This is a genomic window from Martinezella rhizogenes (assembly GCF_007002745.1).
Lineage (GTDB): Bacteria > Pseudomonadota > Alphaproteobacteria > Rhizobiales > Rhizobiaceae > Agrobacterium > Agrobacterium cucumeris.
This window is the reverse complement of sequence record NZ_SGNY01000014.1, coordinates 82,712-104,224: the sequence shown is the minus strand read 5'-3', so window position 1 is coordinate 104,224 and position 21,513 is coordinate 82,712. Positions and strand designations below refer to the sequence as shown.

Annotated in this window: 18 protein-coding genes and 1 riboswitch; of the genes, 4 read left to right on the top strand and 14 right to left on the bottom strand. The window is 60.4% G+C overall.

The genetic code is table 11. The features are described from left to right. Positions 1-18: 18 nt before the first annotated feature. Positions 19-1,344 carry an NAD(P)/FAD-dependent oxidoreductase gene (locus EXN68_RS26740; protein WP_142843621.1) on the bottom strand — a complete coding sequence of 442 codons (1,326 nt, stop codon included), beginning with the start codon at positions 1,342-1,344 and terminating at the stop codon, positions 19-21. 233 nt (positions 1,345-1,577) lie between these two features. On the opposite strand from EXN68_RS26740, the gene EXN68_RS26735 reads away from it, so the two are divergent. After that, the gene (locus EXN68_RS26735; protein ID WP_046801438.1) at positions 1,578-2,054 is read left to right on the top strand and encodes an Lrp/AsnC family transcriptional regulator; all 477 of its coding nucleotides are present in this window, start codon (positions 1,578-1,580) and stop codon (positions 2,052-2,054) included. Positions 2,055-2,301: 247 nt separating this feature from the next. On the opposite strand, the gene EXN68_RS26730 is transcribed toward EXN68_RS26735, so the two are convergent. From EXN68_RS26730 to EXN68_RS26700, 7 genes are all read right to left on the bottom strand, one after another. Continuing rightward, positions 2,302-3,957 (bottom strand): ABC transporter ATP-binding protein, encoded by a 1,656-nt coding sequence (locus EXN68_RS26730; protein ID WP_142843620.1) that lies wholly within the window; start codon positions 3,955-3,957, stop codon positions 2,302-2,304. Further along, complete coding sequence (locus EXN68_RS26725; RefSeq protein WP_142843619.1) at positions 3,957-4,808, bottom strand: ABC transporter permease; 852 nt, start codon at positions 4,806-4,808, stop codon at positions 3,957-3,959. The genes EXN68_RS26730 and EXN68_RS26725 overlap by 1 nt, the downstream gene beginning before the upstream one ends. Beyond that, positions 4,808-5,758 carry an ABC transporter permease gene (locus EXN68_RS26720; protein ID WP_065117497.1) on the bottom strand — a complete coding sequence of 317 codons (951 nt, stop codon included), beginning with the start codon at positions 5,756-5,758 and terminating at the stop codon, positions 4,808-4,810. The genes EXN68_RS26725 and EXN68_RS26720 overlap by 1 nt, the downstream gene beginning before the upstream one ends. 94 nt (positions 5,759-5,852) lie before the next feature. After that, positions 5,853-7,463 carry an ABC transporter substrate-binding protein gene (locus EXN68_RS26715; protein ID WP_142843618.1) on the bottom strand — a complete coding sequence of 537 codons (1,611 nt, stop codon included), beginning with the start codon at positions 7,461-7,463 and terminating at the stop codon, positions 5,853-5,855. Positions 7,464-7,558: 95 nt separating this feature from the next. After that, the gene (locus EXN68_RS26710) at positions 7,559-8,272 is read right to left on the bottom strand and encodes an HAD-IA family hydrolase (RefSeq protein ID WP_161991489.1); all 714 of its coding nucleotides are present in this window, start codon (positions 8,270-8,272) and stop codon (positions 7,559-7,561) included. A gap of 256 nt (positions 8,273-8,528) precedes the next feature. After that, positions 8,529-9,902 (bottom strand): aspartate aminotransferase family protein, encoded by a 1,374-nt coding sequence (locus tag EXN68_RS26705; protein ID WP_142843616.1) that lies wholly within the window; start codon positions 9,900-9,902, stop codon positions 8,529-8,531. A gap of 28 nt (positions 9,903-9,930) precedes the next feature. Further along, entirely contained in the window at positions 9,931-10,767 is an 837-nt protein-coding gene (locus EXN68_RS26700; RefSeq protein ID WP_142843615.1) for a GNAT family N-acetyltransferase, read from the bottom strand. Between the two features lie 323 nt (positions 10,768-11,090). Here EXN68_RS26700 and EXN68_RS26695 point away from each other — a divergent pair, with 323 nt between their 5' ends. After that, positions 11,091-11,759: a haloacid dehalogenase type II gene (locus tag EXN68_RS26695; protein ID WP_142843614.1), complete on the top strand. Its 669-nt coding sequence runs from the start codon at positions 11,091-11,093 to the stop codon at positions 11,757-11,759. 15 nt (positions 11,760-11,774) lie between these two features. Next, on the top strand, positions 11,775-13,049 hold the full coding sequence (locus EXN68_RS26690; RefSeq protein WP_142843613.1) for an NAD(P)/FAD-dependent oxidoreductase: 1,275 nt from the start codon (positions 11,775-11,777) through the stop codon (positions 13,047-13,049). 214 nt (positions 13,050-13,263) lie between these two features. Here EXN68_RS26690 and EXN68_RS26685 read toward each other — a convergent pair whose 3' ends face one another. From EXN68_RS26685 to argE, 6 genes are all read right to left on the bottom strand, one after another. Next, positions 13,264-14,721 carry an NAD-dependent succinate-semialdehyde dehydrogenase gene (locus EXN68_RS26685; RefSeq protein ID WP_142843612.1) on the bottom strand — a complete coding sequence of 486 codons (1,458 nt, stop codon included), beginning with the start codon at positions 14,719-14,721 and terminating at the stop codon, positions 13,264-13,266. Between the two features lie 15 nt (positions 14,722-14,736). Beyond that, positions 14,737-15,780, bottom strand: coding sequence for a tartrate dehydrogenase (locus tag EXN68_RS26680; RefSeq protein WP_142843611.1), 1,044 nt, complete (start codon positions 15,778-15,780; stop codon positions 14,737-14,739). Positions 15,781-15,793: 13 nt separating this feature from the next. Continuing rightward, positions 15,794-17,257, bottom strand: a complete 1,464-nt coding sequence (locus EXN68_RS26675) for an aldehyde dehydrogenase family protein (RefSeq protein ID WP_142843610.1) — start codon at positions 17,255-17,257, stop codon at positions 15,794-15,796. A gap of 190 nt (positions 17,258-17,447) precedes the next feature. Then, positions 17,448-17,804: a cupin domain-containing protein gene (locus EXN68_RS26670; RefSeq protein WP_142843609.1), complete on the bottom strand. Its 357-nt coding sequence runs from the start codon at positions 17,802-17,804 to the stop codon at positions 17,448-17,450. A gap of 28 nt (positions 17,805-17,832) precedes the next feature. Next, the gene (locus tag EXN68_RS26665) at positions 17,833-18,759 is read right to left on the bottom strand and encodes a 2-hydroxyacid dehydrogenase (protein WP_142843608.1); all 927 of its coding nucleotides are present in this window, start codon (positions 18,757-18,759) and stop codon (positions 17,833-17,835) included. Between the two features lie 18 nt (positions 18,760-18,777). Next, positions 18,778-19,902: an acetylornithine deacetylase gene (argE, locus tag EXN68_RS26660; protein WP_142843607.1), complete on the bottom strand. Its 1,125-nt coding sequence runs from the start codon at positions 19,900-19,902 to the stop codon at positions 18,778-18,780. A gap of 241 nt (positions 19,903-20,143) precedes the next feature. Between argE and EXN68_RS26655 the strand changes: the two genes are divergently transcribed. Then, complete coding sequence (locus EXN68_RS26655; RefSeq protein ID WP_142843606.1) at positions 20,144-21,022, top strand: GNAT family N-acetyltransferase; 879 nt, start codon at positions 20,144-20,146, stop codon at positions 21,020-21,022. A gap of 127 nt (positions 21,023-21,149) precedes the next feature. Next, positions 21,150-21,384, top strand: a riboswitch (cobalamin riboswitch). Positions 21,385-21,513: the final 129 nt, after the last annotated feature.

Genomic DNA, 21,513 nt, shown 5'->3' with positions numbered 1-21,513 from the left:
TTGTTTTGCTCTATGGCTTCAGAAATCTGCAACCTTGCCCCATGACGAACCAAGGAAACGGCTGGGATGATAAGGAACGGGATCGACGATCGGGTTCGAACCCGTGACGATATCGGCGATCAGATGACCGGCCCCCGGTCCGATGCCGAAACCATGGCCGCTGAAGCCGGCGGCGAGGATGAAACCGGGTAATTCGCTGGTTTCGCCAATGGCCGGAACGCCATCCGGCGTACTGTCGATGAAACCGGCCCAGGCCGCGGAAATCTGGGTGTTGCGAAGCGCGGGCAGAAGGTCCAGCGCCCGTTTATGGGTCTCGCGAATGGCGGCGGCATTGGGTTTCGGATCGAGAATGCGAACCCGTTCCATCGGCGTCGGCGCATCCAGCCGCCAGCGCTTCAACGTCTCGTGGCCGCCGCGAATGCCTTCCAGCCCGCCTGGCCGCAGGCTGCGCCAGCGCTTGAGGAACATCGGCACGAATTCACGCGCGAACCGCATCTGCTGCGCCGTTGGGTCGATACGGCCGAGGCCGCTGATGGCGAGGGTATAACCGCCGTTGTTCCGGCGTGTCAGCGAAACGGCCTTTGTATGCAATGCATCCGGCAGGCCTTCAGCACCCGGTGTGACCGAAAGGATGGAGGAGCGGACGGAAGCCTGCGGGAAACGAATGCCGAGTTGACGGCAGAAGGAAGACGCCCATGCTCCGCCGGACATGATGGCGGTTTTGGTGCGGATCGTGCCTTTTTCGGTAACGACGGCGCTGACCCGGCCACCCTCGGTCTCAAGCCCGCGCGCAGCGCAATTCTGATGCACCGTGCCGCCGAGTTTGATGATGGCGCGCGCCACGGCGGGTGCCGCCATGGACGGATCGGCCGTGCCGTCGGTGGGTGAAAAGACGCCGCCCTTCCAGCGTTTGCCGGTGGCGCGGCCGCGCTCACTTGCCTCATCGGCGCTCAGCATATGCGTCGTCACACCGGCGGTGATGGCAAAGTCGCGCCAGCGCGCCCAGCCGGCAAGTTCCGCTTCTTTGTCGCTGAGGTAAAACAATCCGCAACGGCGAAAGCCGGTGTCTTCGCCGCTTTCACTGGCAAATTGCTCCCACAATACAAGGCTCTGGGTCGAAATCGGCAATTCGCGCGCATCGCGGTTCTGCTGCCGGCACCAGCCCCAGTTGCGGCTGGATTGCTCCGCACCAACAAGGCCTTTTTCCACCAGAGCCACTTTCAGGCCTCGCCGGGCGAGGTAATAGGCCGCGAATACCCCAACGATGCCACCGCCGATAATGACGGCGTCTGCGGCTTTCGGCAGCTCCGGCGATGTCGTGATCTGTTGCAGCGGGGCGGGCATGGGTCGGACTCCTTATATTCGTCCTAATTTACCTTTGGCTGGCGTGTACACGCTGCCAGACTGAGTGGTTTGCCGGAATCTCCTGCTGTTCATGGCCATGTCTGCAACTCTTTATGCTGCATCAAAAAAACATGCTTACATCGACAGGGCACGTGCATGTGATAAGATTTCCACTGCAGCGTCAGAATTTTATGCCGCGCACTCGAAAAAACAAAAAAGGGGTTCCGCACGTGATGAAACTTGACCGGATCGATATCAAGATCCTCTACGAACTGCAGAAAAACGGTCGCATCACCAATGTGGAACTGGCGGAGCTTGTCAATCTTTCGCCCAGCCCCTGCCTGATGCGGGTCAAGAAACTTCAGTCCGAAGGTTACATCGAAGGTTATTCGGCGCAGATCAACATCAACAAGCTCGGCCAGACACTGACTGTCTTTACCGAAATCACGCTCAAGAACCACCGGCAGATCGATTTCGCCCGCTTCCTCGGTGTCGTCGAGAAGATCGACCAGGTGGTGGAATGCCACCTCGTTTCCGGCGGTTACGACTACCTGCTGAAATTCGTCACATCAGGCATCGTAGAATATCAGTCGATCATGGAGCGGCTGACGGATATGGATGTCGGCATCGACAAATATTTCAGCTTCGTGGTGCTGAAATCGCCGATCACCAAATCGCACATGCCGCTGACCAGCCTGTTTCCGCTTTGAGGTGAGAGGGAGTGCATCAGACGTCCGCAGAACCGATGGGTTTGACAGGTGTTGCACTTACACTCCGTCACCCCGGACTTGATCCGGGGTCCAGCGCGATCAAGTCCTTGATCGCAAGAGACTCTTCTCACGGCGCAGACGCGCCGTGACTGGATGCCGGATCAAGTCCGGCATGACGGAGGACAGCTTCTCAATCCTCTTTGGCACTCAACCAGGTTTTTGCAACGCCTTACTATTTTCCAGCGGCTTACCGCTTGGAAAACGCCCGCACCAGCTCCGCATCCTGTTGAAGATTATCAAGCCATGTCGGATCGAGTTTCGGCACTGAGGAGAAGAGCAGCTTCGAATAGGGATGTGTGGGCGATTTGATTGCTTCGGTTTCCAGATGCTCCACTTTCTGGCCGCCATACATCACGACGATTTCGTCGCAGATTGTCTCAACCACCGAAAGATCATGGCTGATGAAGATGTAGGAGAGGTTCAGTTCCCGCTGCAATTCTCCGAGCAGATCAATGATCGCGGCTGCGACGACGGTATCGAGTGCCGAGGTGATTTCATCGCAGATGATGAGCGATGGTTCGGCCGCAAGCGCGCGGGCGAAATTGACACGTTGCTTCTGCCCGCCGGAAAGGCCGGAGGGATGGCGGTGGCGGACCGAGCGCGGCAACTTCACCATATCGAGCAGCTCATCGATCCGCGCATCGCGGGCCTTGCCTTTCATGCCGTGATAAAAGGTCAGTGGCCGGCCGAGAATATCTTCGATGGGTTTTGCCGGATTGAGTGCGGTATCGGCATATTGGAACACGATCTGCATGCGGCGAAGCTGGTCGCTGGTTCGACGCCGGGCATCGGCGTTGAGTTCATGGCCCTCGAAGACGACGTGACCGCTTGCGGCCGGCAGGATGCCGGCAATGGCACGCGCCAGTGTCGATTTTCCGCAGCCGGATTCGCCGATGATGCCGAGATTGCGGCCGGGATAGACCGCAAGGCTGACGGAATCCACCGCACGCACCAGCGGCATGCGGTCATCGCCTTTCGTGCCATAACCGGCGATCAGCTGGTCGATATCGAGGAGCGGTGTCGCCTCACTTTGTTTGGGCGGTGTCACGACGCGCACCTTGTCGTTAAAGGCGGTCAACAATTCGCGGGTATAGGGGTGTTGAGCGTTCTCCAGAATATCCTTGGTCGTGCCGGTTTCCTGAACCTCGCCGCCTTTCAGCACCACAATCCGGTCGGCAATCTGGGCGACGACGGCAAGGTCGTGCGAAACATAGACGCCGCCAATGCCGCCCTTGCGCATCGCCGATTTGAAGGCACGCAGAACCTCGATCTGGGTCGTCACATCAAGTGCGGTCGTCGGTTCGTCGAAAATCACCAGTTGAGGATTGCCGATCAGCGCCATGGCGGCCGAGAGGCGCTGCAGCTGGCCACCGGACACCTGATGCGGGTAACGCTCGCCGATGGTTTCCGGATTGGGCAGTGACAATGCCTTGAAAAGCTCGACCGCTTTTTTACGCGCCTCCTGAGGCGGCATAAGGTGGTGTATGCGGGTGACTTCGATGACCTGATCGATGATTTTCTGCGCCGGGTTGAATGCGGCGGCCGCACTCTGCGGCACATAGGATATTTTCGTGCCGCGCACCCTGGCGCACTCGGCTTCGGAAAGCTGCACCATGTCCTGGCCTGCCACCGTGACACTGCCGCCGGAAATGCGGCATCCCGGCCGTGCATACCCCATCAGGGTCAGCGCGATGGTCGTCTTGCCGGAACCGCTTTCGCCGATCAGCGCCACGATCTCGCCCTCGGCGATATCGATGTCGATACCCTTGATGATATCGATGCGACGGCCGGAATCGGTGGTGGCCTCGACCTTCAGTCCACGGATTTCAACGAGATTGCTCATTATTCGCTCCTGTCGCGGATTTTCTGCGGCAGATTGTCGATCAGCAGATTGACACTGATCGTCAGGCTGGCAATCGCCAGCGACGGGAAGATGACCGCCGGTGCGGCAAAGGGCAGGCCGCCGATGTTTTCACGCACCAGCGCGCCCCAGTCGGCGTTTGGTGGCTGCAGGCCGAGACCGAGGAAGGACAGGCCGGACAGAAGCAGCACGATGAAGACGAAACGCACGCCGAGATCGGCAAGTACGGGCCGGATGATGTTGGGCAGGATTTCGGAACTGATGAGATAGAGCAGGCTTTCGCCGCGCACCCGCGCGACGGTGACGAAATCCATGGTGTTGACATTGACGGCGAGTGCCCGCGCGAAGCGATAGGCGCCCGGCGTGTAAATGACCGACAGCGTGACGATGAGCACCGGAATGGAGGAGCCGACGGCGGCGACGACCACGAGGCCGAACAGCTTGCTCGGAATGGAGTTCACCGCATCGAGGAAACGGCTGAGTGCCGCATCAAACCAGCCGCCGATGACGGCGGCGCACATGCCGAGCACGACGCCGCAGGTGCAGGCGATGGTGACGGCCGCCAGCGAAATGCCGACCGTGAAACGCGCGCCCATGAGGATACGGGAGAACACGTCACGGCCGAGATAATCGGAACCGAGCCAGAGATCTGACGTCATAGGCCCGAAATAATCGAGATCGACGATTTCACCCACCGGATGGGGAATGAGATAGGGCGCGAAGATCGCAACCATGGCCCAGAGGAAAATGACAAGAAAGCCGAAAACGCCGACTGCGTTGATCTTGTAACCCAAGCGCGCGGTCCCCTGATATGTCTTGATATGATCGGCCATCAGCGCAGCCTCGGATTGGACATGATGGCGATGATGTCAGCCGTCGTGATGAGCAGGAGATAACCGACGCAGAAGATCATCGCGCAGGTCTGGATCAGAGGCAGATCGCGGGTGGCCACGCCATCGACCATCAGCTTGGCGATACCGGGATAGTTGAAGATCGTCTCGACGATGATGACGCCACCGACAAGGTACGAAAGCGACAGCGCCACTGCATTGACGATGGGGCCGAGTGCATTGGGAAGCGCGTGACGCAGCACGATGCGCATGCGCGGCGCGCCCTTCAGCAGCGCCATTTCGACATAGGGCGTATCCAGCGTCTCTATCACCGCGGCGCGGCTCATGCGGATCATCTGGGCCGAGACGACGAAGGTCAACGTGATGACCGGCATGGCGTAAACGCGCAGTACATCAAACAGCGTGTGAACCTCGCTGACCAGCGACAGCGCCGGCAGCCATTTCAGATAAACCGCGAAAAGCAGGACGGCGAGCGTGGCGATCATGAATTCCGGCACGGAAATGACGCCGATGGTCAGCACCGTGACGATGCGGTCATAAAGCGTTCCACGCAGCATGGCGGAGCTGATGCCGAGTGTGAGCGCCAGTGGCACGGCGATGAGCGTGGTGATGCCGGCCAGCTTCATGGAGTTGACGAAGCGCGGGCCGATGAGATCGGCAATCGCCATGTTGTTGGCATAGGAGGTGCCGAGTTCGCCATGCAGCAGGCCGAAAAGCCAGCGAACGAAGCGCAGCAGGGCGGGATCATCGAGATGCATGGCGGTGCGCAGGCCGGCCACGGCCTCCGGCGTTGCCGCCTGACCGAGAAGGATCGTCGCCGTATCGCCGGGCAGCAGGCTGGTGGCGGAAAAGACGATAAATGACACGATCAGCAGCGTCGTCAGCATGACGACCAGCCGCCGGGCGACAAGGGACAATATCCGGCTGTTCATTCACATGCTCCTGCGACCTGCCTGATTGTGGAGGCTTTCCGCATCGGCGGAAAACTTGGCCGGGCGCTGCGTTTGCGCCCGGCTCCATGGTCTATCAGGCTTCGAGCCAGACGTATTCCGCAAAGGCGTAACCCATCATGCCGCCGAGCGGATTGGCTTCCAGGCCCTTCAGCTTGGAACTGATGGCGTCCACGTTGGTAAGATAGGCGGGAATGATGGTGCCGGCTTCGTCGGCGATCATCGTCTGCATCTCGAAGTAGATCTGCTTGCGCTTCTCCATATCGAGCAGGCCGCGCGCCTCGAGCATCAGCTTGTCGAACTTCTCCGACTTGTACTGGCTCTCGTTCCAGGGAGCGTCGGACGCATAAAGCAGCGAGAACAGGATGTCCGGTGTCGGGCGCGGGTTGATATTGCCGAAATGGATCGGCGCTTTCAGCCAGTAATTGCTCCAGTAGCCGTCGGCGGGAACACGCTGCACATCCAGCTTGAGGCCGATTTCGGCAGCGGAGGCCTGGATGATCATTGCCATGTCGATGGCCGAATTTGCCGCATCCGAGGTGATGACCGGGATGGACTGGCCGAGGAGGCCGGCTTTCTCGAAGTGGAACTTGGCCTTCTCGGGATCGAAGGCCTTCGGCTTCAGGTCCGGATTATGATAGGGGCTCATGGGCGGAACCGGCTGGTCGTTGCCGACTTCGCCAAGACCGCGCAAGGCCGCCTTGACGATCTGCTCACGGTTGACGATCGACTTCATGCCGGCAATGAAATCGGCCTTGTTGCCCGGAGCCTGATCGAGGCGCATGTTGAGATTGGTGTAGTTGCCGGAAGTTCCCTTCGACAGGACGACACCTTCCTGCTTGTCGAGCAGGCGAAGCGCGCGCGGATTGATGGCGGCCGCGAGCTGGATGTCGCCGGAGAGAAGCGCATTGACGCGTGCATTGTCGTCCGAGATCGCGAAGAACTCGAAGCTGTCGACGTGCGGGCCGCCGGATTTCCAGTAATTACTGTTCTTGGACATGATCGAGCGCACACCCGGCTCGAATGTTTCAAGCTTGAAGGCGCCGGTGCCGGTGCCCTTGGAGAAGTCGGTCGCGCCGTCGGCGACGATCATGAAGTGGTGCATCGCAAGGATTGTCGGCAGGTCGGCATTGGCGCTGGCAAGCGTGATCTCGACCGTGCTCTTGTCGAGCGCCTTGAAGCCGGTCATCTGGGCGGCGATCTTGGCGACCTTGGAGCCGACAGCCGGATCGAGATGGCGCTTCAGCGAATAGACCACGTCATCGGCCGTCAGCGCCTTGCCGTCGTGGAAGGTGACGCCGGAACGCAGTTTGACCGTCCAGGTCTTGGCGTCCTTGGATTCGATGGATTCGGCCAGCTCCATCTGCGGCGTGCCGGAAGCATCGAGGAAGCTCAGCCGGTTATAAAGCGCGCAGCAACGGACGTAGTCCGTGGAAAGCGAGGCTTTTGCGGGGTCGAGCGTATCGGCTGTGGAAGAGGACCAGCCGGCCGCCTTCAGCGTGCCGCCGGAAACCGGGGTGGCCGCGAGCGCCTGCGAGGCGCGGCCAAGAATGGCCGAGCCGGCGGAAAGGGCGACGCCGCCGGCCAGCATCATGTGAAGCAGCTCACGCCGCGTCGCGCCGCGACGGATCGCCTGTTCAACGGCGGCATCGTCGGAGCGGGTCCAGTTTGTAATCCTGTCACTCATGGTCTTCCCCTTTTGTATGATTTGTTGAAATGCGTCTGCAGAAAATTCCGGCGGTCCGCGTCCCAGTTCGCGCCACGCCCTTGGTGGAGGGCGGTTCAGCCGCCCGCCTGTCTCGCGGCTTCGGCAAGGCCGGCCATCGAGGTGAAGTGATAATCCGGCTCGGTAAAGTTTTCCGGCTCGATCGTACCGCCATATCCCTTCTGGTCGTGGCGGCGCTCAATCCAGCAATTGGTCATGCCCAACTTCCGGGAAATGCCGATATCGTGGTACTGGCTTTGCGCGACATGCAGGATGTCGTCCTTCGAGGCGCCCTCGCTCTCAACAAACGCAAAGACCTTCTCGAAAAAGGCCGGGTCCGGCTTTTCGGTGCCGGTATCATCCGCCGTGAAAGCGGCATAGAAGGGATTGCCGAGTTCTTTCGAGAAATGTTCGAAGGCCCAGCGCTGCGCATTGGTCATGGCGATGAGGCGGTGTGTCTTTGCAAGCTGCGCCATGGCGGTACGGCTGTCTTCGAAACCCTTCCAGTTCTTGGCGGCGTCGCGCAGGCGTTCGCCAAGAGCACGTTCTGCCGGCAAGCCAAGTTGCGGAGCGATGATGAGATACACGCGGACGAGATCGTCCGGAAACAGGTCTGTCGCGTCTGAATAACGTGCCGCGCGGTAAAGGCCGAGCGCCTTTTCACCATCGACTTCGACGCCATTCTCAGCACCGATCTGCGTCAGGGTCGATTTCAGACCCCCTTCGAAATCGATGAGAGTTCCCACCACATCGAAGCTCATATATTTGAAGTCGCTCAATTTTTTTGGCAATGTCGGTCTCCGCTCTGCCGCCTCGTCCTCTTGGGGGAGGTTGCGGCATTTTATTTTGTTCCCGGACGAGATCCTTGTCCCGTTCCTATTTTTGAAAACGCCGGTTTTCATGGCGCTTTGTGCTTTTTCCAAGGATAGTTTGGCACTTCCAGCACGCCGGATTCGCCGAAATGGATCGGCTCTTCGGCAGAATATTGCGAATATGCGGTGTGTTGCGACATTTAGAGAAGGTGTCGCGATACAGCCGGGTTACGCCTCAGGCCATTGCCGCCCGCACGGCCGGGTCCTCGAGCGTCTGGTCGAGGGTTTTCAGTGTCCGCTCGATGATGGCGTCGATTTCGCCATCGGTGCAGCAGAGCGGCGGTGCGTAACCGAGGATGCCATTTGCAAAGGCCCTGACGATGAGGCCGTTTTCCCATGCGCGGTCGAAAACCTTGCGGGCCGGCGTGGCGGCTGCCGGAAGCGGCGTCTTCTTTTCCTTGTCGGTCACAAGCTCGATCGCCGCAAGCATGCCGCGGCCGCGGACATCGCCCACCAGCGGGTGGCTTCTCAAGCCCTCCAGTCCCGCCATCAGTCGGTGACCGGCGCGGCGGCCATTCTCCAGCAGTCCGCCTTCGTAAAGCTTCAGCACTTCCAGACCAACGGCGGCGCTGACGGGGTGGGCGGAATAGGTGTATCCATGCCCCACGGCCGCTTCGCCTGCGAAGTCGGCAATGGTATCATAAACATGATCGGCCATGAAGACGGCGCCCATCGGTACATAGCCTGACGTCAGGCCCTTTGCGGCGGTGATGAAGTCCGGCACGATGTCCTCGTCGGCGCAGGCAAATAGCGGGCCGGTGCGGCCAAAGCCGGTAATCACTTCATCGGCGACGAAAAGAATGCCATAGGAGCGGCAGAGGTCGCGCATCGCCTTGATCCAGCCCGGCGGCGGCACCAGAACGCCGCCCGAGCCCTGGATCGGTTCGGCATAAAACGCCGCGACCCGGTCCGGGCCTATGGCTTCGATCTTGTCCTTCAGGATTTGCAGCGAGGAGGCGATGATGGCGGCCGGGTCGTTTCCAACCGGGTTACGGTAGGCATAATGCGACGGGATTTTATGCTGCCAGTCGTAAGGCACGCCAAAACCGGCATGAAAGGCGGGCAAGGCGGTGAGGCCTGAACCGGCCGTGGTGGAACCGTGATAACCCTGTTCGATGGAAATGAACTGATCGCGCTGCGGCTCACCCTTTGCATGCCAGTAGTAACGGATGAAGCGAATTGTGCTGTCCACCGCATCGGAACCGCCAAGCGTGAAATAAACGTGGTTGAGATCGCCGGGCGCCCGGTCGGCAAGCTCGGAGGCCAGCCGGATGGCCGGTTCGCTGCCAATGTCGAAATAGGCGGTGGCGTAGGGCAGTTCCCGCATCTGCTTTGCTGCCGCCTCAACGATGCTGTCATGACCGTAACCGGCATTGACACACCAGAGACCGGCAAAACCGTCGATCAGCTGGTGGCCGGTCATATCGGTGACGGTGGCGCCTTTCGCCGATGTCAGCACCCGCACGCCAAGCTTTTCATGGCCGCGGAAGGAAGAGACGGGGTGCACCAGATGGGCGCGGTCCAGTTCGATCAGGGAATTGCTTAACATGGGTCTCTCCAGATTAAAGCCCAGCAGGTCAGCCCAGCGCCTGGCTGGTCAGTGCGAAGGTTTTCAGTTTTTTGTCAGCGGGGATTTCGGCCTTTGACCGGCGCATGGCGATGCCGCCGCCCACGTGGGCAAGGCCCTGTTCGGCAAGCCAGGGGCCAAGGCCCGTATCGACCGTGGTGTCTACGCGCAGGAATGCGCCGGCGCGTTCCGACAGCATGAAAGCCAGCAGATCTCGTGCGATATCAGCATTTTCCGCCACAACCGGGCCAATGACTTCACCGCGGCCGAAGGCGCGCAGGCCGGCAAAACCCTTGATGACGCCCTGTTCTTTCACGATCGCGAAACGCGCCCTGTCGGCAAGTTCCGTGAAGAGCGCGGTACGATCAGCACCGAAGGCCTGCGCATCAAGGGCGGCAAGCGCAGCCGGGGCAATCGTTGCCGCCCACTCCACACTGGCGGGCTTGGCCGAGGCTGCCGGAATTCCCTGATGCTGGCGAACTTCACCACAGGCAACGAACCCCAGCTTTTCATAAAGCGGCAGGCCATCGGCGGTAGCGGTCAGGCGGCATTCGCGATTTCCGGCTGCTTCAAGGGCGGCGTTCATCAACTGGCGTCCGAGACCGCGGCCACGCATGGTCTCGTCCACGATCACCATATTGACGGAGGCGCAGGTTTCGCCAAGAAGCGTCGCCATCGCAGTGCCGACAACGCGGCCATTTTCCAGCGCGACGAAACCCTTACTGAGTGAAAGGACCAGCGCCCAGTCTTCCCGGCGGTGCGGCCAGCCGGCCTGGCGGGAAAGTTCGACGGCGGCATCGAGGTGTTCAGGCTCGAAATTCTGGATATCGATCAGGCTGGCTTGCATGGCCCAACTCCGTTTATTCTGCTCATTCATTGATAGACCGGGGGTAAAAGAACATTGTCCCGACGAATGGCAAGGTTCGATATGTTTCACTGTTGCTTTTACCCACCGCCGCATCTTATGCCGCGTGTTAGTCGCTTTCGATGCCGGGGCAGGGGCGCACGGGAGGTCGGGAGATATGCCAACGCAACTCTCTGCCAAACTGGCGGCTGCATACGCAACAATCTGCTTCCGCTGATGGCAATTGCGGTGCGCCGACCGGGCAAAGGCTTTCTATGATCAATTCATTCCGGCACGGCCGATCTCCAAGCAAGGATGACGACGACATGACCATCTTCCGCCCGAAATACATTTCCTTCGATTGCTACGGCACGCTGATCAATTTCCAGATGGCCGAAGCCGCCCGCGATCTCTATGGTGATCGTCTGGATGAAGCGCAGATGCAGCAGTTCATCAAGAATTTTTCGGCTTATCGTCTGGATGAGATCATGGGCGACTGGAAGCCCTATGCCCAGGTGGTTCATAATTCGCTCTCGCGCAGCTGCAAGCGCAATGGTGTTGCTTTCAAGGATGAGGACGCGACCTTCGTTTACGAGCGTGTTCCGACCTGGGGTCCGCATGCCGACGTGCCGGCCGGTCTTGCAAAGGTGGCGAAAGAGATTCCGCTCGTCATTCTGTCCAACGCCATGAATTCGCAGATCATGTCGAATGTCGAAAAGCTTGGCGCGCCTTTCCATGCGGTCTATACGGCCGAGCAGGCGCAGGCCTACAAGCCGCGTTTCAGGCCCTTTGAATATATGTTCGACATGCTCGGTTGCGGCCCCGAAGACATGCTGCATGTCTCCTCATCGTTCCGTTACGACCTGATGTCGGCCCATGATCTCGGTATCAAGAACAAGGTCTGGGTCAACCGCGGCCACGAGCCGGCCAACCCCTATTACGGTTATGTCGAGATATCGGATATTTCCGGCCTGGCAGGCGTGGTTGGATTGTAAGGAAAGGTCGGGACCATGAAGTTCGTTTCCTATTGGCACGACACGGCGCCCCTGTTTGCGGGGGCGGCGCAAGGTCCCGTCGAAGGTCATTATGATGTCGCCGTCATCGGCGGCGGTTTCACCGGTCTCGGCGCTGCCCGCCAGCTTGCCAGGGCGGGCGCGCGTGTGGTGGTTCTGGAGGGCGAACGGGTCGGCTGGGGTGCCTCCGGCCGCAATGGCGGGCATCTCAACAATGGCCTTGCCCATTCCTATCTCTCCGCCAAGGCGGAGCTCGGCAAGGAACGCGCCATCGCCCTTTACAAGGCGCTGGATGATTCAGTCGATACGCTGGAGGCCCTGATTGCCGAAGAGGGGATCGACTGTAATTTTCGCCGTTCGGGCAAGCTGAAACTTGCCTCCAAGCCGCAGCATTTCGAAGGTCTGGCGAAGAATTTCGAGGCATTGCATGCCGAGGTCGATCCCGACACGGCGCTTCTGTCCGTCGCCGATCTCAAGGCGGAAATTGGCTCGCCCTTTCATGGCGGCATGCTGTCGAAGAAAAGCGCCATGATGCATATGGGACGCTATGTGGCGGGTCTTGCCGAGGCCGCCAGCCGTCATGGCGCGGTGATCTTCGAAAATGCGGCGGTGACGAAGCACGCGCAGAACGGCAAAAGCCACACGCTGGAAACCGCACGCGGCAAGGTGACGGCCGATAATGTGCTGGTGGCGACCGGCGCTTACACGCCCGCCAACTTCGGTTATTTCCGCCGCCGCATCATCGCCGTCGGCAGTTTCATCATCGCCACGCGGCCGCTGACCGATGCGGAAGTTCGGGCCTCGGTTCCGGGCAACCGCACCTATGTCAACTCGATGAATATCGGCAATTATTTCCGGCTTGCCCCGGATAATCGGCTGATCTTCGGTGGTCGTGCGCGTTTTTCCGCCACATCCGACCAGCGTTCGGATGCCAAGAGCGGTGCGATCCTGACGGAAGCCCTGCACCGCATCTTCCCGCAGCTTTCGCATGTGCCGATCGATTATTGCTGGGGCGGCCTGGTGGATATGACCAAGGACCGTTATCCGCGCGCCGGTTTCCATGACGGCGTCTGGTACGCCATGGGCTATTCCGGCCACGGCGCTCAGCTTTCCACCCATCTTGGCATGATCATGGCCGACGCCATTCTGGGGCGGCCGGACAACAACCCGCTGAAGGGGCTGGACTGGCCGGCGGTGCCGGGCCATTTCGGCAAACCGTGGTTCCTGCCGCTGGTGGGCTATTATTACAAGATGCTGGACAAGTTTCAGTAAGAGGGCGTCATCGAGCGCTGAGAGGGTATTCCCCTACACTCGACGTCATCCTCGGACTTGATCCGAGGATCCACTGCCACACGAAGAATGGATCCTCGGGTCAAGCCCGAGGATGACGGAGAAGACGGCGGCCTATGGGCCGCTTTTTTGTTGATATCGGCACAAAAAGAAGGGCCGCTTAGCGACCCTTGAGGCGGGGAGAAAGACTGGAGGCTCAGGCGAGCCCGCCGATGTGGAACGTCTTGATTTCCAGATATTCCTCGATACCGACCTGCGCGCCTTCACGGCCGAGGCCGGATTGTTTGACGCCGCCGAAGGGTGCCACTTCGGTGGAGATCGCGCCGGTGTTGAGGCCGACCATGCCGAATTCCAGCGCTTCGCCCACGCGCCAGGCGCGTTTGAGGCTTTCGGTGTAGAAATAGGCGGCAAGGCCAAAGGGCGTGCCATTGGCGATGGCGAGCGCTTCCTCTTCCGTCTCGAAACGGAAGAGCGGGGCGACCGGACCGAAGGTCTCTTCGCTTGCCAGCCGCATGGCGGTGGTCGCGCCGGTCAGCACCACAGGAGCGGTATATTGCGGACCATCCGGCAGATCATGCGGTTTGGTGATGATCGTTGCGCCCTTGGAGATGGCGTCATCGACATGGGCGCGGATCTTGGCGATGGCCGGTTCGTTGATCATCGGGCCGATGGCAACGCCCGGCTCCGTTCCGGGTCCGACGCGCATGGCATCGACACGGTCAGCCAGTTTTTTCGCAAAAGCATCGTAGACGCCCGACTGAACCAGAATGCGATTGGCGCAGACACAGGTCTGGCCGCCATTGCGGAATTTCGAGATGAGTGCGCCTTCGATGGCCAAATCCAGATCTGCATCGTCGAACACGATGAAGGGTGCGTTGCCGCCAAGTTCCAGCGACAGCCGCTTGATGCTATCGGCCGCGCCGCGCATCAAAAGGGAACCGACGCGGGTGGAGCCGGTGAAGGAAATTTTCCGCACCGTATCATTGGCCATGATTTCGTTGCCGATATCAGTCGGCATGCCGGTGACGATGTTGATGACGCCTGCGGGAATGCCGGCCCGTTCGGCAAGAACGCCAAGCGCCAGCGCCGAATAGGGCGTGAATTCCGATGGCTTGATGACCACGGTGCAGCCGGCGGCAAGGGCCGGCGCAACCTTGCGGGTGATCATCGCATTCGGAAAATTCCACGGCGTGATGATGCCGCAGACACCGACCGGTTCCTTCAGCACCACGATGCGCCGATCCGGCGTCGGCGAGGGGATGGTGCCGCCGCTGATGCGCCGGGCTTCTTCCGCAAACCATTTGACGAAGGATGCGCCGTAACGGATTTCTCCCTTCGCCTCTTCAAGAGGCTTGCCCTGTTCGGTGGTGAGGATCAGGCCGAGATCGTCGATATGTTCGATCATCAGTGCGAACCATTTTTCGAGAAGCGCTGCGCGCTCCGCATGGGTTTTCTTCTTCCATGGTCCAAAGGCGGTATTGGCGGCTTCGATCGCCGCGCGGGTTTCCGCGCCGCCCATGTCCGGCACGGTGCCGATCACCGCCTGTGTGGCGGGATCAATCACGTCGACCACCTTGCCCGGCGCCGCAGCCTTCCATGCGTCGCCGATCAAGCCTGTCTGGCGGAAGAGGTCCTTGTCCTTCAATCCCTGCATAATCTGTCTCCGAAATCAGTCGAGTGCCGCGAGAACCGCAGCCGTTATGGCGTCCGTCTTGTCCTTGCCCGGCACGGTGCCGACGCCCAGGCCGGTCGCCGTTTCCAGCGCCGTCATGATCTTCGCCGCCGCATCGCTTTCGCCGAGATGCTCTAGCATCATCGCACCGGACCAGATGGCGGCGATGGGATTGGCAATGCCGAGATGGGCGATATCAGGAGCCGAACCGTGCACCGGCTCGAACATGGACGGCGCGTTACGATCAGGGTTGATATTGGCGGAGGCGGCAAAACCGAGGCCGCCCTGAATGGCAGCACCCAGATCGGTCAGAATATCGCCGAAGAGATTGGAGGCGACCACGACATCGAGACTTTCCGGGGCCATCACCATGCGCGCCGCCATGGCGTCGATGTGATAGCTCGAAACCTCGACGTCAGGATATTCTGCAGCAAGCTTTTGCGTTACCTCGTCCCAGAACACCATCGAATATTTCTGGGCGTTCGACTTGGTGACGGAGGCAAGCTTGCCGCGCCGCTTTTGCGCCTGTTCGAAGCCGAAGCGCAAAATGCGCTCCACGCCCTTGCGGGTAAAGATCGAGGTTTCGACGGCCACCTCGTCATCGGTGCCCTGATGCACGCGGCCGCCGGCACCGGAGTACTCACCCTCGGTATTTTCACGGATGCAGAGAATATCGAAGCCGTCCGCCCTCAAAGGTCCCTGCACGCCGGGCAGAAGCCGGTGCGGGCGGATATTGGCATATTGCACGAAAGCCTTGCGGATCGGCAGCAGCAGGCCGTGCAGCGACACCGCGTCCGGCACCTGCGCCGGCCAGCCGACCGCGCCGAGCAGAATGGCATCGAAACCGCGCAGGGTCTCGATGCCGTCCTTGGGCATCATCGCGCCGGTTTCCTTGTAGAAGGCGCAGGACCAGGGGAACTCCGTGCCTTCAAGCGCAAAACCGGAGGTTTTGGCGGCGGCGTTGAGCACCTGCCATGCGGCGTCCGTCACGCTTTTGCCGATGCCGTCTCCGGGAATAAGTGCGATGCGATGCGTTTTCAAAAGATTTCCCCTGTTACAGTCCAATCAGGACGCTTTTGCTCTTGCGGTTGGCGAGATAGGCCTCCCGCCCGAGGTCCTTGCCGATGCCGGAGCGTTTGTAACCGCCGGTCGGCAATATGTGGTCGCGTGAGCGGCCATAACGGTTGACCCAGATCGTTCCCGCCTGAATGGCGCGCGACAGGCGCATGACACGCGAAATATCCCGGCTGAAAAGGCCTGCCGCCAGACCGTAGGTCGGATGATCGGAAAGCGCCAGAGCCTCATCTTCCGTGCGGAAGGTTTGCAAAGTCAGCACCGGCCCGAAGATTTCCTCGGTTACGGCGGGTGAGGTCTGGTCGACATTGGCGATCAGCGTTGGCTGGTAGAAATAACCGGGGCCGTCCATGATCGCGCCGCCCGTCAGGCACTCGCCACCATGGGCGACAGCTGCCTGCACGATGCCATCGATACGCTTGCGCTGTACCTCGGAAATGATCGGCGAATATTGTGTCGTCTCGTCCCATGTCGGGCCGGGCTTTACCACCTTCATGCGGGCGATGATGGCGGCGGAAAGGGCATCTGCCGCAGTTTCCTCGACGATGATGCGTGAGCCGGCAACACAGGCCTGCCCGGCATTGGAGAGAATATTGCCGGCAATCGCTGCCGCGGCTTTTTCGATGTCGGCATCGGCAAAGACGATTTGTGGGCTCTTGCCGCCGAGTTCCAGCGTCATGGGTTTGATGCCGGTGCGGGCGATATTGGCCATGATGGCGGCGCCCGCAGCGGTGGAGCCGGTGAAACTGACCTTTGAGATATCAGGGTGCCCGGTGATGGCATTACCGGTCACCGGCCCGTCACCCAGCACGATATTGATGAGGCCGGCGGGCAGCCCTGCCTTGATCGCCAGCTGCGCCATGAAAATGCTGGAGAAGGGCGTCATTTCCGAGGGTTTCAGCACCACGGCATTACCGGCCGCCAGCGCCGGGCCGAGCTTCCAGCCGGCCATGGAGACGGGGAAATTCCAGGGCGTGATCGCGCCGACGACGCCATAGGGCTCGGTCATGATCATGCCGAGGCTGGTGTCGTCGGTCGGCACCAGATTGCCGCCTTCCTTGTCGGCGAATTCGGCGAAGAAACGGATCTGCTCGGCGGTAACGGCGATGTCGCCGGCAATCAGCTGGCCCACCGGTCGTGTCGAGGACAGTGCCTCGATTTTCGCCAAGGTCTCGGCTTCCGCTTCGATGAGGTCGGCCCAGCGCTGCAAGACCCTGGTGCGCTCGCGCGGCCGCACGCCGCCCCAGTTGCTGCTCTTCAGCGCCGCCTTGGCGGTTTGCACCGCTTCGTCCACCAGCGTCGCATCCGCCTTCGGGCAGCCGGCATATCCCATGCCGTCCGATGGGCGATGCATGTCGATGCCGTCTTTAGCCGGGATCAGCCGGTCGCCGATGAAATGGCCAATTGGCAAAGACAGGCTGTCTGGATCGAAGCTGAGCGTCATGGGAAATCCTCTGTGGATATGCCCTTAAAGCTAACCCCTGCCGCCAAGCGAAATCGACCGACTGTGGCGCGGGCGATGAATGAAAATCCCGTTTTGTTGTCGACAGACAGCGCAATCTTTTGCGGCGCGCTGCCTGTCGTGTATTTCTGGCCGCTACCGTGAGCGACCGTTAAAAAACGCGGGTTTTACATCATCCATTCACGGTGACGTAGATCTTGCGCACTGTTTCGATGGTCTTCCAGACGCCGACGAAACCCGGCTTCATGACGAAGCTGTCGCCAGCCGTATAACGCTGCGGTTCGCCGCCATCAGGGGTGATTTCGATGACGCCGGCCAGAATATGGCAAAACTCGAAGGTCTCGCCCTTGATGGAACGGCTTTCGCCCGGGGTCGCTTCCCAGATGCCGGTCTTTACGGTTCCATCGCGGGCTTCGTCCAGCGCCCAGGTCTTGAATGAAGGGTCGCCGGCAATCAGGCGCTCCGGCAGGGCCTTGGAGGTTTTCGGCTCGAAATCGGGATTGGTGTCGATGGGCTTGAGAAGCGGCATGGATTTTCCTTTCTGAGATGGGGGATGATCAATATCCGCGGCTGCGGTCAACGAGGCCGAGCGGCTCGAGGCCGGATTCGTATCGTTTGATATTGTCGATGACCGTACGGGCGGCGGAGTGGGGCTGGGTGACGCTGGCAATATGCGGCGTCAGCAGAATTTTCGGATGGGTCCAGAAACGATGGCCCTCAGGCAGTGGCTCGGGATCGGTGACGTCGATCACCGCGCCGGAAAGCCTGCCGCTGTCGAGTGCATCTAGGAGTGCGTCATGATCGAGCTGCCTGCCGCGCCCGGCGTGGACGAGAGCCGCGCCATCCGGCAGCAGGCCGAGGCGCCCGGCATTCAAAAGCCCGGTGGTCTCGTCCGTCAGCGGCAACAGGCAGACGAGGATATCGCTGGTGGAAAGAATGGCGTTCAGCCCTTCATCGCCATGGTGGCAGGTGACGCCATCGATCCGGCGCGGAGAACGGCTCCAGCCGGCAAGCGGAAAACCGAAAGGTTTCAGCCGTTCGAGTGCCGCAACACCCAGCATGCCAAGGCCGAGAATACCGACGCGGCATTCTTCCGCCTGCCGCTGGCCAGGCAGGGCTTTCCATAGGTTTTGGCGTTGCTGTTCCAGATAGGCCGGCAGGTTGCGGTGAAGGGCAAGCACGCCGAGGCAGACATATTCCTGCATCATGCGGATGATGCCTTCATCCACCATGCGCACGACCTTCACCGTTTCCGGGATTGCACTGATGTGAAACTGGTCAACACCTGCGCCGATCGAAAACAGGATTTCGAGATTGCGGTAACGCGCGATATCCTCTGGCACCGTCCATGTAATGAGGTAACGCACCGCATCGGGATCGACAGTGGCGGCATCCATCGAAAATGGCAGGTCCGGCAGTTCGGTGGCCAGAGCCTGCCGGAAGATTTCGCCGCGCTTTGCGTCGGAATTGAAGAGAAACGTCATCTAATACCCGTCATTCGATTAAGCGGCGCAGCGGCGGCCGAGTGTTTCCAGCATCGACTGGCAGGCGGCAAGTTCGCCCGCGGTTATGAATTCGTCCGGCTTGTGGGCGCGGCCGATATCGCCCGGGCCGCAAATGATGGCATCTATGCCCGCTGCCTGGAAAAGCCCGGCCTCCGTTCCGTAGCTTACGGCTGCGAGGTTGGCGGTGCCGGTCAGTTCCTCCAGAAGCAAAGCAAGCGGCGCATCGGCTGGAAGCGACAGGGCCGGATAAGCGCTCATCGGTGTCCATTCGATATCGACGCCCGTTGCGGCAAGCGCTTCGACAGCGCTTTTTACCGGCTCCAGCAGGGCGAGCGGTAAGACGCCCGAAATTGCCCGCGCTTCCAGTTCGATTGCGCAATGATCGGGGATGATATTGATTGCCTGCCCGCCTTTTACCGTGCCGATCTGCAAGGAGGAGTAGGGCGGCTCGAAGGTTGCTTCGAACGGTCCCCGCGTCAGCGTATCGGCGGTTTCGACTGCTTTTGCCATGATACCGGTCATCAGGTGAATGGCGTTTATCCCCTGATCCGGCCGTGAGGAATGGCCGGACCGGCCGTGCAGGGTGATGCGCGCTGCGGCCTTGCCCTTGTGGGCGCGGACGGCGCGCATATTGCTGGGTTCGCCGATGATGGCGCCCGCCGGCGGGGCACACAGTTCCGGCAGCCTGGCGATGAGATGGGGAACGCCACGGCAGCCCGCCTCCTCGTCATAGGAAAAGGCGATGTGTATCGGCCGTTCAAGCGTCATGCGCGAAAATGCCGGCGCCGCGGCGAGCACAGTGGCAAGAAACCCTTTCATGTCGGTGGTTCCGCGCCCGTAGAGCCGGTCGTTTTCGGTTCTCAGCGTGAAGGGATTGGAGGTCCATTCCGGTTCTCCGGCCGGCACCACATCCATGTGGCCGGACAGGATATAACCGGCCCGATCGGCCGGGCCGAACGTGGCGAAGAGATTGGCGCGGTCGCCCTCCGGCCCGGGCAACAGCGAGACTTTCGCGCCATGGCCTTCCAGATAATCGGCAATCCATCCGGCAATATCGCCATTGGCGGTTCCAACAACGGACGGGAAGGCGACGAGACGCTCAAGGATTTCGATTGCGTTCATGGTCGTCCCCGCTGGTCGTTCCCACTGGCCGGCCGCTTATGCTGGCCGGATTATTCACCGCAGAAGCTTAGAATGGCCAGCGGCGTTTATCTGCTGAAATGCCGATGATTTCGGTAGATTGTTGTGTCCTTCCAGTGCTTTCAGAAAATTCCTGCGGGCAGGGCCGGTTATCTTCGGATGTCGTGGGCTGGGCTGCCGGGGCCCTAGGGTTCCGCGCCGGAGGGAATGAGAGCCGTTTGCTATGGAGCTGCTCAAGGTCGATAGTTTCGAGTTGCGAACCGTGGAAATCGCCGATGTGGAGGCGGATCATCTGCATGCCCTCTCCATGGCTGTCGGATGGCGGTATCATGCCAATGAATGGTGTTTCCTGCGCCAGTGCGGTGTGGGTCTTGCGGCGCTGGACGAGATTGACCGGGTTGTCGCAACCGCCATGCTTTTTCCCTATGATCAGGCTTTTGCAACGTTAGGCATGGTCATTGTTTCCCCACGCCTGCAGGGGCAGGGCGTGGCACCCTGGCTGGTCCGGCAGCTTGTCGCGAGATATCCTGCCGCCGCCTTGCGGCTGAATGCAACGGAGGTGTCCCGGCGGCTATTTGCCGGGCTCGGTTTTACCGGGGATACGGAACGGGTGCATCTTCTGCGCGGCAAGGCCCGTTGCACCACAGAGGCGCCGCAGCTTGGCAAGAAACAGAGGATCGAGCCAGTTTCGGAACATCATCTCTCCGCCGTGGAAGATCTGGACCGGGCGGCTTTCGGCGTTTCACGCCGGGGCGTGCTGCAGCGTCTCCTGCGGGAAAACACCGGCTACGGCCTGTTCGAGGCGGATCGTCTGGCCGCCTTCGCGCTGCGGCGGGCGGCAGGGCGGGGCCACATCATCGGCCCGGTGATTGCGGAGGGGGAAGCGGAGGCAGTCGCGCTGGTCAGGCGGCATTTTGCCGATCTCGACGGGCAGCTTGTCCGGCTCGATGCCGTGCGTGATGACGGTGTTCTCACCGATTTTCTGGCGCAATCCGGGCTGGTGGTGATTGAAACACTGACGACCATGTCAAAAAATGCGCCGCAGCCGGAAGGTTCCGGCTCGGCTGGGATTTTTGCTCTGGCAGGCCCATCCCTGTGTTGAAGCCCCTCGTTTCCCATCGACTTCATGTTACGCACTTTGGGTTCCTGCTGTGTGCGTGTCTTTGTCGCAGAACCCTTCCACACGGTTGTGAGACATGCTTTGGCGATTGACGCTCCGGCTCTTGCCCCTTATGTGAGAAAGCGACGGTTCCTGCAGCCGAAAGGCGAAGGGATTAATAGGGAACATGGTGCGGGTGATGGTGATCGCCCAATGCCGTGGCTGCCCCCGCAACTGTAAGCGGATTGCCGTTCATCCCCGTGGCGCTTCAAGGCGTCATGCCACTGCATTCTGCGGAATGCGGGAAGGCAGATGAACGGCGCAAATCCGTGAGCCAGGAGACCTGCCGTCAAAATATGAACCATCGTTACGGGCGGGGAAGCCCGGAGGAGGAAATTGTAATGTTATTTCATAACATTTGGTTTGCGTCCCGTCGTTGTTCTCCGTACAAGACGTCCCGCTGTTGCTGCGCGTTCTAACGCCTGCGGCTCTGG

What these genes read in the sequence shown, in the direction of transcription:
- EXN68_RS26740 (WP_142843621.1), bottom strand. Translation starts at nt 1,344, where the DNA reads ATGCCCGCCCCGCTGCAACAGATCACGACATCGCCGGAGCTGCCGAAA.
- EXN68_RS26735 (WP_046801438.1), top strand. Translation starts at nt 1,578, where the DNA reads ATGAAACTTGACCGGATCGATATCAAGATCCTCTACGAACTGCAGAAA.
- EXN68_RS26730 (WP_142843620.1), bottom strand. Translation starts at nt 3,957, where the DNA reads ATGAGCAATCTCGTTGAAATCCGTGGACTGAAGGTCGAGGCCACCACC.
- EXN68_RS26725 (WP_142843619.1), bottom strand. Translation starts at nt 4,808, where the DNA reads ATGGCCGATCATATCAAGACATATCAGGGGACCGCGCGCTTGGGTTAC.
- EXN68_RS26720 (WP_065117497.1), bottom strand. Translation starts at nt 5,758, where the DNA reads ATGAACAGCCGGATATTGTCCCTTGTCGCCCGGCGGCTGGTCGTCATG.
- EXN68_RS26715 (WP_142843618.1), bottom strand. Translation starts at nt 7,463, where the DNA reads ATGAGTGACAGGATTACAAACTGGACCCGCTCCGACGATGCCGCCGTT.
- EXN68_RS26705 (WP_142843616.1), bottom strand. Translation starts at nt 9,902, where the DNA reads ATGTTAAGCAATTCCCTGATCGAACTGGACCGCGCCCATCTGGTGCAC.
- EXN68_RS26700 (WP_142843615.1), bottom strand. Translation starts at nt 10,767, where the DNA reads ATGCAAGCCAGCCTGATCGATATCCAGAATTTCGAGCCTGAACACCTC.
- EXN68_RS26695 (WP_142843614.1), top strand. Translation starts at nt 11,091, where the DNA reads ATGACCATCTTCCGCCCGAAATACATTTCCTTCGATTGCTACGGCACG.
- EXN68_RS26690 (WP_142843613.1), top strand. Translation starts at nt 11,775, where the DNA reads ATGAAGTTCGTTTCCTATTGGCACGACACGGCGCCCCTGTTTGCGGGG.
- EXN68_RS26685 (WP_142843612.1), bottom strand. Translation starts at nt 14,721, where the DNA reads ATGCAGGGATTGAAGGACAAGGACCTCTTCCGCCAGACAGGCTTGATC.
- EXN68_RS26675 (WP_142843610.1), bottom strand. Translation starts at nt 17,257, where the DNA reads ATGACGCTCAGCTTCGATCCAGACAGCCTGTCTTTGCCAATTGGCCAT.
- EXN68_RS26670 (WP_142843609.1), bottom strand. Translation starts at nt 17,804, where the DNA reads ATGCCGCTTCTCAAGCCCATCGACACCAATCCCGATTTCGAGCCGAAA.
- EXN68_RS26665 (WP_142843608.1), bottom strand. Translation starts at nt 18,759, where the DNA reads ATGACGTTTCTCTTCAATTCCGACGCAAAGCGCGGCGAAATCTTCCGG.
- argE (WP_142843607.1), bottom strand. Translation starts at nt 19,902, where the DNA reads ATGAACGCAATCGAAATCCTTGAGCGTCTCGTCGCCTTCCCGTCCGTT.
- EXN68_RS26655 (WP_142843606.1), top strand. Translation starts at nt 20,144, where the DNA reads ATGGAGCTGCTCAAGGTCGATAGTTTCGAGTTGCGAACCGTGGAAATC.